Here is a 9,797-nt window from a genome sequence, read left to right as displayed (position 1 = left end):
CTGCATCCCCAAGGTTCGATTGAAAGATCCCCGCCGCACTGACTGGCAGGAAATCTTCGTACACCAGCGGTTCAGCTTTCACATAACCATTGCGCGACAAATCCTCTAGCGAGGCGTCACCGAGGATAGCGGAGCAAGAAATCGTGCCCACTTGGTGGAAACCATTTATTGCTTTAGTGGTGCTAAAAGTCTGCAATCCTGCGGAATGTCCTTGATTCATAACCAACCTCTTTATGAAGTTTCGTAACTAGGTAAAGGATTCCGATGATCCACGGTTCACCGTCGCTCTGAATTAGTACGGGAAAATTTGGTAGGTATCCCTTTTCGCCCGTTATGAACTCATAATCCGGTAGGCTTTTCGAGGTCCCACGATCGGGCGATTCGAGGAAGCACAATGTTACTGGCCTGAACTCAGAAATGAGGACTCTACGTGCGGTCGAGTCGTAGCGCCCTTGCCCGGTTTTACTTCTGATGTGATTTCTTGCCACGACGAATTATCCGGAAATGTTAGCTGTATGGGCATACAGTTTTGCGCTCGGATTATGCTGTCAATAGGGCTACATTCGGACTATCGTCAAAGATCATCAGGCTCGGCAGGTGCGCCAGTGCACGGGCGATGTTACCCAGACCAGTCTTGAAACCGTCGATTCGCGTCTGTTTCAGGGCATAGCGCTTGTGGCGTTCGGGTGTCAGCGCGGGGGCTGGCGGATTGATCAGCGTCCAGGCTGTCGGCGACCACACCAGCAAGTACATCGCCATGACTTCGGCAAAGGTCACCAGGTGATTGTCAGCGTTGCTGCTGGTGAAAATCGGCTTACGCGCACCGCCGAAAAATCGCTCACGCAACGTCTCGTTGCTTTCCAGTGCCGGTAACAAATCCGCACGGTGGTAATAGCTGGCCGGGTGTTCGTAGAGCTCGGCGCTGTCGCTGACCACAGCGCCTTCAAGGTGTTCGTCGAACAGGCCGAGGCGTTCGATCAGGGCATGAATCGCCCGCAGCGGGCGCCTTGAACCCTTAAACGAGGCTTAAGATTCGCTCTTCTTCAATTTCAGATCGAGCAGCCGCCACGCGGCTTTGCCTGCATCGTTGCCGTCCACTTGTTGCACTGAACAGTCAAACCGATACCTCACATCGTCTCCCACCATGTTCCGCGCGGTGGCGGTACTTGTAATGGTGTAGGTCTGATCCTTGAACCGTTGACTACTGGCGTCCTTCGCGCTTGCGACCACTGTCGACGCTGAAAAGCGCATCGCACTCTTGATAAAGGGTTCGCACATCATGAAAGCCATCAACGATTTGTCCGCGTTCGGATTACTGCCTGCCACTCTGCGCAAAGCGGCAAAATCGTGGCCCGCAGTGTCCTTGAAGTCCTTCTCCAGCAGCGAAGCAGGTAGCCGTTTGCTGAAGTTCGGCAGGAGAGCGGACTCAGGTGGTGAAGGCTCGTTCTGCGGCTCGCTGGCGACGTAGGCGGGGAGGTTGTCGGAAACAGGAGCAGGCGCAGGCGCAGGCGCAGCAACGGGAGGTTCCTCAGGCGCGCGTTCCGCTTCAGGCATGAGGGCCGGTTCAGCACTCTGCTTCGCGGCGTTCTGTATCTTTGCCTGCTCGATAATACGTGCCGGCGCGAACAGCGACATCGTGACGGAAAACACCACAACCCCGACAACAAAACCCGCCCCTGCACCGAGAACGTTGCCGATAAACAGATTCCAATTGCCACGGTTTTTCACCACCCAGCGCCACATGAAACCCCACGTCGCCAGAAATGCGAGTAGACACAGAAACTCCATTCGATCCTTTCCTTAACCTGCAAAAACCTTGAAACAGCGCGTGTTGATGAGGCGCGCTGGAGATGGACGGCAAGATAACAAAATAGTAGCTTCGCGCCACTTTCTTCAATCGCGTAACGGACTACACATGCCTACCGTTTCTTCTGTCTTGCGCCTGCTCAGCGCTTTGTTCTTCGCCATCGTAATGACCCCGGCACTTGCCTACTGGGATGAAACCCCGGAGGAGGCCTGGAAAGGATACCTCTCCGATTGTCAGAGTTTTCAGGAGGTAGTGAACAGAGTTCAAAACGGGACCATGACGACCAGGCAAGCGATGAACCGCGTCGACAGCTTGAATCACACTCTTTACGTCCATCGCGATCACCTCGCCAAGGCAAGCCTTGGCTCTCCCGAATATGCCCGTTGCGAAAACGTCATTGCCCAAGGGTTCGAGATCCGGAACAAGGAAGAGGAGGTCCTGGTCAGAGAGCTTCAAGAGCAATACTTCAAGGCCCAGGCCGAGCACAAGAAGACCCCGCAATACAAGCGCGCCCGCGCTCTGGGCTTTAGCGACGTCGGCGGAATCGCCAAGCTCAACGAACTCGCCGAGGAATCGGAAACCGATGGCGAAGCGTATCTGAAGACGTTGATGATTACGGTCGACTGGGAATGCGGCCGACATTTGCGCGCCGTGCGATACGTCAAACCCTACGTGATCTACACCGTCCACCCCGATGCGGGCAGTTGCACCGTTTATAAGGAAGTCGCGGTGCTGGGCGCCGCAATGGTAGAGAGGGGCGACCCCATCGACGAGGACTTGATATTTCAGTACGTGGGATGGAAGAAACTGACTGGCGCGGGTGGGTTTGCGATCAACATTCGAGTGGTAAAAGTGCTCAAGTAATCTGAAGGTTTTTTCTTCAACCTGAGCGTGGACAAGTGATCGCGCGTTCGATTACAGAATGTCCTTCAAGTAACCCTTGAGCGCGAGGAGCGGCTGATCGAGCTGCTCCAGCGACTGAGCTTGGCTGAAATCGGCTGACAGCTTGTGCAGTTCACGTCCCAGCGGTTTCTCGACACCGCCCAACGCATCCATCGCCAGCCCCAGGCACTCATTCATCTTGAATTGAATGGTCTCGACATCGCCCCGGCGTACCAACAATTCGAAAATATCCCGCTGGTAGTCACCCATGACCATGTCGTCCCGCAGAATCGGGCTCAGGCCCTCTTCCTCGTAGGCGAGTTTGAGGGAGAAAAGGGCGACTGTTTCCAGTGACGTTTGCATGGTGTGGATCCTTGGGGCTCGGATGGCCAAGAAGCGGAAGATCAAAAGATCGCAGCCCGCGGCAGCTCCACAAGTGAGGGACTTTATTGCAGGCGAAAAAAAAGGCCTTGCTAAGCAAGACCTTTCTTAATTTTGGTGCCCCGAGGGAGACTCGAACTCCCACTCCTTTCGAAAACGGATTTTGAATCCGCCGCGTCTACCAATTCCGCCATCAGGGCTCAATGGCGGCGAAGTATAGAGATGAGATTACCGTTGGTCAATCACGTTTCATGGTCAATTTTCGATATTTCCGCTAGACTTTCGGGCCCTGCTAGACGAACCCCATCATGCGCGTTGCTGACTTTACCTTCGAACTCCCTGATTCGCTGATCGCTCGCCACCCTTTGGCCGAGCGTCGCGGTAGTCGCCTGTTGACCCTGGATGGGGTTAGCGGCGCCCTCGCACACCGTCAATTCACTGATTTGCTTGAGCATTTGCGCCCGGGCGATTTGATGGTGTTCAACAATACCCGGGTGATTCCGGCGCGGCTGTTCGGGCAGAAAGCCTCCGGCGGCAAGCTGGAAATCCTCATCGAGCGGGTGCTTGATGCGCATCGCGTGCTGGCGCATGTGCGTTCCAGCAAGTCGCCGAAGCCGGGTTCGAAAATTCTCATCGATGGCGGTGGCGAAGCTGAAATGCTTGCGCGCCATGATGCGTTGTTCGAGTTGGGCTTCGACGAAGAAGTGCTGCCGCTGCTCGATCGCGTCGGGCACATGCCGTTGCCTCCTTATATAGACCGCCCGGATGAAGGCTCGGATCGCGAGCGTTATCAGACGGTGTACGCCGAGCGCCTGGGCGCGGTGGCGGCGCCGACGGCGGGGCTGCATTTCGATCAGCCGCTGATGGAAGCGATTGCCGCCAAGGGCGTCGAGACCGCATTCGTCACGTTGCACGTTGGCGCGGGTACGTTCCAGCCGGTGCGCGTGGAGAAGATCGAAGATCACCACATGCACAGCGAGTGGCTGGAAGTCGGCCAGGACGTGGTCGATGCCGTCGCCGCTTGCCGTGCGCGGGGTGGTCGGGTGATCGCGGTCGGCACCACCAGCGTGCGTTCGCTGGAAAGTGCGGCGCGTGATGGCGTGCTCAAGCCGTTCAGTGGCGACACCGACATCTTTATCTTCCCGGGCCGGCCGTTCCATGTGGTCGATGCCCTGGTGACCAATTTCCATTTGCCGGAATCCACGCTGTTGATGCTGGTTTCGGCCTTCGCCGGTTATCCCGAAACCATGGCCGCCTACAAGGCCGCCGTCGACAACGGTTACCGCTTTTTCAGCTACGGTGATGCGATGTTCATCACCCGTAATCCCGCACCTACTGCCCCTAAACAAACAGGCCCAGAGGAAACAGAATGAGTCGCGAATGTCGCATGTCCTTTGAGCTCCTGGCCACCGATGGCAAGGCCCGTCGTGGTCGCTTGACCTTCCCGCGTGGCACCGTCGAGACGCCGGCGTTCATGCCGGTGGGCACTTACGGCACAGTCAAGGGCATGTTGCCGCGTGACATCGTCGCCACCGGCGCCGAGATCATTCTGGGCAACACCTTCCACCTGTGGCTGCGCCCGGGTACTCAGGTGATCAAGGAGCACGGTGACCTGCACGATTTCATGCAGTGGAAAGGCCCGATCCTGACCGACTCCGGCGGTTTCCAGGTGTTCAGCCTTGGCGCGATGCGCAAGATCAAGGAGGAGGGTGTGACCTTCGCCTCTCCCGTGGATGGCGCCAAAGTGTTCATGGGCCCGGAAGAGTCGATGCAGGTTCAGCGTGACCTGGGCTCCGACATCGTGATGATCTTCGACGAATGCACGCCGTATCCGGCTGACGAAGACGTCGCGCGCGTGTCGATGGAGCTGTCGCTGCGCTGGGCTCAACGCTCGAAAAACGCTCACGGTGACAACACCGCGGCGCTGTTCGGGATCGTCCAGGGCGGAATGCACCAGGATCTGCGCATGCGTTCGCTGGAAGGTCTCGACAAGATCGGTTTCGATGGCCTCGCCATTGGCGGTCTGTCGGTGGGCGAACCGAAGCACGAGATGATCAAGGTGCTGGATTATCTGCCGGGCATGATGCCGGCTGACAAACCTCGTTACCTTATGGGCGTTGGCAAACCGGAAGATCTGGTTGAGGGTGTGCGCCGCGGTGTGGACATGTTCGATTGCGTGATGCCAACCCGTAATGCCCGCAATGGGCATCTGTTCATTGATACAGGCGTGCTGAAGATCCGTAACGCATTCCATCGCCATGATGAATCGCCGCTGGATCCGACCTGCGATTGCTATACCTGCCAGAACTTCTCCCGCGCTTATCTGCATCACCTGGACAAATGCGGCGAAATGCTCGGCAGTATGCTCAATACCATCCACAACTTGCGCCATTTTCAGGTGCTGATGGCTGGTTTGCGCGAGGCTATTCAACATGGTACATTGGCCGCCTTTGTCGATGCCTTCTACGCCAAACGCGGGCTCCCCGTTCCGCCTTTGGACTAAGTTTTCTGACCCCAAGATTCAACATTTGCAACTGGAGTGCTAAATGAGCTTTTTTATCTCTAATGCCATGGCTGACGCAGCTGCACCGGCTGCTGCCGGCCCAATGGGCGGCGGTTTCGAGTGGATTTTCCTGGTCGGCTTCCTGGTCATCTTCTATCTGATGATCTGGCGTCCACAGGCCAAGCGCGCCAAAGAGCAGAAGAACCTGCTGAGCAGCCTTGCGAAGGGCGACGAAGTGGTGACCACCGGCGGCATCGCCGGCAAGATCACCAAAGTGGCCGATGACTTCGTGGTTCTGGAAGTTTCCGACACCGTGGAAATGAAGTTCCAGAAGGGCGCCATCGCCGCCACGCTGCCAAAAGGCACGCTGAAAGCGATCTAAGCAACAACTTCTACTCAATCGACGGGGCGCGCAAGGCGCCCCGCGTCATAACGGGCGGCGTGATGCTGAACAAATACCCTCTGTGGAAATACATTCTGATCCTGGCGGTGCTGGCGGTCGGTCTGATTTATTCCGCTCCCAATCTTTACCCCGATGACCCGGCTATTCAAATCAGCGGCGCCAGCACGGCTCTGCAGGTCAATCAGGCCGATCTGGACCGCGTAAGCACCGCGCTTCACGAGTCCGGGATCAACGTCAAGGCGGCCACTCTGGCGGCAAACGGCAAGGGCGGCCTGATCCGTCTGAGCAAGGCTGAAGATCAGCTGCCGGCCAAAGACGTTGTGCGCAAGGCATTGGGTGATGACTATGTCGTCGCGCTGAACCTGGCACAAACCACCCCGCAATGGCTGCGCAATCTGGGCGCGCACCCGATGAAGCTGGGTCTGGACTTGTCCGGTGGTGTGCACTTCCTGCTGGAAGTGGACATGGATAAAGCCCTCGATGCACGCCTGAAAGTCTACGAAGGCGACGTCAAGAGCCTGCTGCGCAAAGAGAAGCTGCGCTATCGCAGCCTGCCGCAACTGGGCGGTGCCATCCAGTTGGGCTTCGCTGATGAAGGCAGCCGCGAACAAGCCCGTGCACTGATCCGCAAGAACTTCAACGATTTCGACATTGTTCCGGCCGACCTCAATGGTCAACCGGTGCTGCGTCTGGCGATGACCCCGGCCAAGCTGGCGGAAATCCGCGAATACTCCATCAAGCAGAACTTGACCACGGTACGTAACCGCGTCAATGAGCTGGGTGTTGCCGAACCGATCGTCCAGCGTCAGGGCGCCAACCGTATCGTGGTTGAGCTGCCGGGCGTGCAGGACACTGCCGAAGCCAAGCGTATCCTCGGCAAAACGGCCAACCTTGAGTTCCGTCTGGCGGCAGAGCCGGGCGCTTCGAAAGCCACCTCCGAGACGTTCGAGTTCCGTGAAGGCAATCGTCCTCCGGCGCAGATCGAGCGTGGTCTGATCATCACCGGTGATCAGGTCACCGACGCCAAGGCCGGTTTCGGCGAACACGGTACGCCTGAGGTGAACATCCGTCTGGATGGTCATGGTGGCGAACTGATGAGCCGCGCGACCCGTTCGAACGTCGGTCGCAGCATGGCGGTGATCTTCATCGAGCAGCGTCCGGTCACCACTTACACCAAGCAAGTGGTTGGTGGCGTCGAGAAAGACGTACCGGTGCAGACCTTCAAGGAAGAGAAGAAGATCATCAGCCTGGCGACCATTCAGTCGCCGCTGGGGGCTCAGTTCCGCATCACTGGCCTGAACGGTCAGGGCGAGTCGTCCGAACTGGCGCTGCTGTTGCGTGCCGGTGGTCTGGCGGCGCCGATGTACTTCGCTGAAGAGCGCACCATCGGTCCGAGCCTGGGTGCTGACAACATCACCAAAGGTATCGATGCATCGCTGTGGGGCATGCTGTTTGTCTCGCTGTTCATCATCGCCATCTATCGCTTCTTCGGCATCATCGCCACTGTCGCTCTGGGCGTGAACATGGTGTTGCTGCTGGCGCTGATGTCGCTGCTGGGGGCAACGCTGACCCTGCCGGGTATCGCCGGTATCGTCTTGACCATGGGTATGGCGGTCGACGCCAACGTGCTGATCTTCTCGCGGATTCGCGAAGAGATTGCCGCCGGGATGACCGTGCAGCGTGCAATCAGCGAAGGCTTCGGCCGGGCATTCACCGCGATTCTCGACGCCAACCTGACAACCTTGTTGGTCGGCGGGATTCTCTTTGCCATGGGCACAGGCCCGGTCAAAGGCTTCGCAGTGACCATGTCCCTCGGGATCTTTACCTCGATGTTCACGGCCATCATGGTGACCCGCGCGATGGTCAACCTGATCTTCGGCGGTCGTGACTTCAAGAAGTTGTGGATTTAAGGGGCTGCCATGTTACGTACAATCAACTTCATGGGCGTTCGCAACGTTGCGTTCGGCGTCACATTGTTCCTTACCGTGCTGGCCTTGTTCAGTGTCGCCACCAAGGGCATGAACTGGGGGCTGGACTTTACCGGCGGTACGCTCATCGAGCTGACCTACGAGCGTCCGGCCGATGTCACCAAGGTGCGCGAGCAACTGGTGGAGTCGGGTTACCACGAAGCCATCGTGCAGAGCTTCGGTGCAACCACTGATCTGCTGGTGCGTATGCCTGGCGAAGACCCGCAACTGGGTCATCAGGTAGCCGATGCTCTGCAGAAGGTCGGCGGCGACAACCCGGCGACGGTCAAGCGTGTCGAGTTCGTCGGCCCGCAGGTCGGTGAAGAGCTGCGCGACCAGGGCGGCCTCGGCATGCTGCTGGCGCTCGGCGGCATTCTGCTTTACCTGGCTTTCCGCTTTCAGTGGAAGTTCGCGGTCGGCGCCATTGTTTCGCTGATCCACGACGTGATCGTGACCATCGGTATTCTGTCGTTCTTCCAGGTCACCTTCGACCTGACGGTGCTGGCGGCGGTACTGGCGATCATTGGTTACTCGCTGAACGACACCATCGTGGTGTTCGACCGGGTTCGTGAGAACTTCCGTGTGCTGCGCAAGGCTTCGTTGATCGAGAACATCAACATCTCGACCACTCAGACTTTGCTGCGCACCATGGCGACGTCGATCTCCACGTTGCTGGCGATCTCGGCTCTGCTGTTCTTTGGTGGTGACAACCTGTTCGGCTTCTCCATTGCCCTGTTTATCGGTGTTCTGGCGGGTACTTACTCGTCGATCTACATCGCTAACGTGGTGTTGATCTGGCTGGATCTGACCACTGAAGACCTGATTCCACCCGCTAACACCGACAAGGAAATCGACGACCGTCCATAACGGCCATCGTTTTCCCGGTTGTCAGCCAAAAAAGGCGCGAGTTGAACTCGCGCCTTTTTTTATGCTCCAAGGCTGGGATAAGCGCGGGCGCGACCCGCATGTGATGGTCAGGAGGTTCATGTGAACAAGTCGTTACTGGTTGGTGCGGTATTGGGTGCTGTCGGTGTAACAGCCGGGGGTGCTGTTGCCACCTACAGCCTGGTTAAAAGCGGCCCTGAGTATGCGCAAGTGCTGGCCGTTGAGCCGGTCAAAACACAGATCAAGACGCCACGTGAAGTTTGCAAGGATGTAACCGTGACCCGGCAGGCGCCGGTCAAGGACCAACACCAGATCCTCGGCACCGCTATCGGTGCGGTAGCGGGCGGTTTGCTGGGTAACCAGGTGGGGGGTGGCACCGGCAAGAAGATTGCCACGGTGGCAGGTGCGGTTGGCGGCGGTTATGCCGGCAACAAGGTGCAGGAAGGTATGCAAAACCGTGACACCTACACCACCACGCAAACGCGCTGCAACACAGTGAATGACATCAGTGACAAGGTTGTTGGTTACGACGTGCGTTATTCGCTGGATGGCAAGGAGGGCAAGGTGCGGATGGATCGCGATCCGGGCAACCAGATTCCGGTCGACAAGGAAGGTAAATTGATTCTGTCGCAGAATGGGTCGGGCCAATAATCGTCCGATCGTTTGAGATGAAGCACCCTGCGGGGTGCTTTTTTGTGTTCGTGATTCAAGTCGCGCGGTAAATCCCGTGTGGGGGGAGCTTGCTCGCGAATGCTGCTTAATATTCAAAGTGGATGCTGAATGACTCACCGCTCTCGCGAGCAAGCCTGCTCTCACATTGGGTCTATGGTGTGTCGGAAGGTCTAAATCATGGGCATAAAAAAAGCACCCCGAACAGACTGTGTGAAAACCTAGCAATCTGCGCAGCGCTCAATGAAAATGCTCCGTATCGAAAGATACGGAGCATTTTTCGTTATGGCTTACATCCAA

9 protein-coding genes, 1 tRNA gene and 2 pseudogenes are annotated in these 9,797 nt (G+C 57.4%); 7 read left to right on the top strand and 5 right to left on the bottom strand.

Annotated features, from left to right (window positions below):
• The 3 genes and pseudogenes from ACIOWA_RS26500 to ACIOWA_RS26490 all read right to left on the bottom strand — a co-directional run.
• Positions 1-124: pseudogene (locus ACIOWA_RS26500) on the bottom strand (2-oxoadipate dioxygenase/decarboxylase family protein); the annotation flags it as partial.
• Positions 125-570: 446 nt separating this feature from the next.
• Positions 571-999, bottom strand: a pseudogene (locus tag ACIOWA_RS26495) (alkaline phosphatase family protein); the annotation flags it as partial.
• Between the two features lie 27 nt (positions 1,000-1,026).
• The gene (locus ACIOWA_RS26490; RefSeq protein ID WP_401162718.1) at positions 1,027-1,788 is read right to left on the bottom strand and encodes a hypothetical protein; all 762 of its coding nucleotides are present in this window, start codon (positions 1,786-1,788) and stop codon (positions 1,027-1,029) included.
• A 127-nt stretch (positions 1,789-1,915) separates the two neighbouring features.
• Between ACIOWA_RS26490 and ACIOWA_RS26485 the strand changes: the two genes are divergently transcribed.
• Complete coding sequence (locus ACIOWA_RS26485; RefSeq protein WP_401162716.1) at positions 1,916-2,671, top strand: hypothetical protein; 756 nt, start codon at positions 1,916-1,918, stop codon at positions 2,669-2,671.
• 51 nt (positions 2,672-2,722) lie between these two features.
• Here ACIOWA_RS26485 and ACIOWA_RS26480 read toward each other — a convergent pair whose 3' ends face one another.
• Together ACIOWA_RS26480 and ACIOWA_RS26475 are read right to left on the bottom strand one after the other, a co-directional pair.
• Positions 2,723-3,052, bottom strand: a complete 330-nt coding sequence (locus ACIOWA_RS26480) for a hypothetical protein (protein ID WP_339434274.1) — start codon at positions 3,050-3,052, stop codon at positions 2,723-2,725.
• Between the two features lie 133 nt (positions 3,053-3,185).
• Positions 3,186-3,270 (bottom strand) — tRNA-Leu (locus tag ACIOWA_RS26475).
• A gap of 108 nt (positions 3,271-3,378) precedes the next feature.
• Between ACIOWA_RS26475 and queA the strand changes: the two genes are divergently transcribed.
• The 6 genes from queA to ACIOWA_RS26445 all read left to right on the top strand — a co-directional run bounded on the left by queA (position 3,379) and on the right by ACIOWA_RS26445 (position 9,479).
• Positions 3,379-4,443: a tRNA preQ1(34) S-adenosylmethionine ribosyltransferase-isomerase QueA gene (queA, locus tag ACIOWA_RS26470; protein WP_401139284.1), complete on the top strand. Its 1,065-nt coding sequence runs from the start codon at positions 3,379-3,381 to the stop codon at positions 4,441-4,443.
• 14 nt (positions 4,444-4,457) lie between these two features.
• A complete protein-coding gene (gene tgt, locus ACIOWA_RS26465; RefSeq protein ID WP_401162714.1) occupies positions 4,458-5,573 on the top strand; it encodes a tRNA guanosine(34) transglycosylase Tgt in 1,116 nt (371 codons plus the stop codon).
• A 43-nt stretch (positions 5,574-5,616) separates the two neighbouring features.
• Positions 5,617-5,955: a preprotein translocase subunit YajC gene (gene yajC, locus ACIOWA_RS26460; RefSeq protein ID WP_003227923.1), complete on the top strand. Its 339-nt coding sequence runs from the start codon at positions 5,617-5,619 to the stop codon at positions 5,953-5,955.
• Positions 5,956-6,017: 62 nt separating this feature from the next.
• A complete protein-coding gene (secD, locus tag ACIOWA_RS26455) occupies positions 6,018-7,886 on the top strand; it encodes a protein translocase subunit SecD (protein WP_339434247.1) in 1,869 nt (622 codons plus the stop codon).
• A 9-nt stretch (positions 7,887-7,895) separates the two neighbouring features.
• Entirely contained in the window at positions 7,896-8,810 is a 915-nt protein-coding gene (secF, locus tag ACIOWA_RS26450; protein ID WP_339434248.1) for a protein translocase subunit SecF, read from the top strand.
• A gap of 120 nt (positions 8,811-8,930) precedes the next feature.
• Positions 8,931-9,479 (top strand): glycine zipper 2TM domain-containing protein, encoded by a 549-nt coding sequence (locus ACIOWA_RS26445; protein WP_221733368.1) that lies wholly within the window; start codon positions 8,931-8,933, stop codon positions 9,477-9,479.
• Positions 9,480-9,797: the final 318 nt, after the last annotated feature.

The sequence above is a fragment of the Pseudomonas sp. NPDC087614 genome (genome assembly GCF_044743485.1).
Classification (GTDB): domain Bacteria; phylum Pseudomonadota; class Gammaproteobacteria; order Pseudomonadales; family Pseudomonadaceae; genus Aquipseudomonas; species Aquipseudomonas baetica_A.
This window is presented reverse-complemented; position numbering and strand designations above follow the sequence as displayed.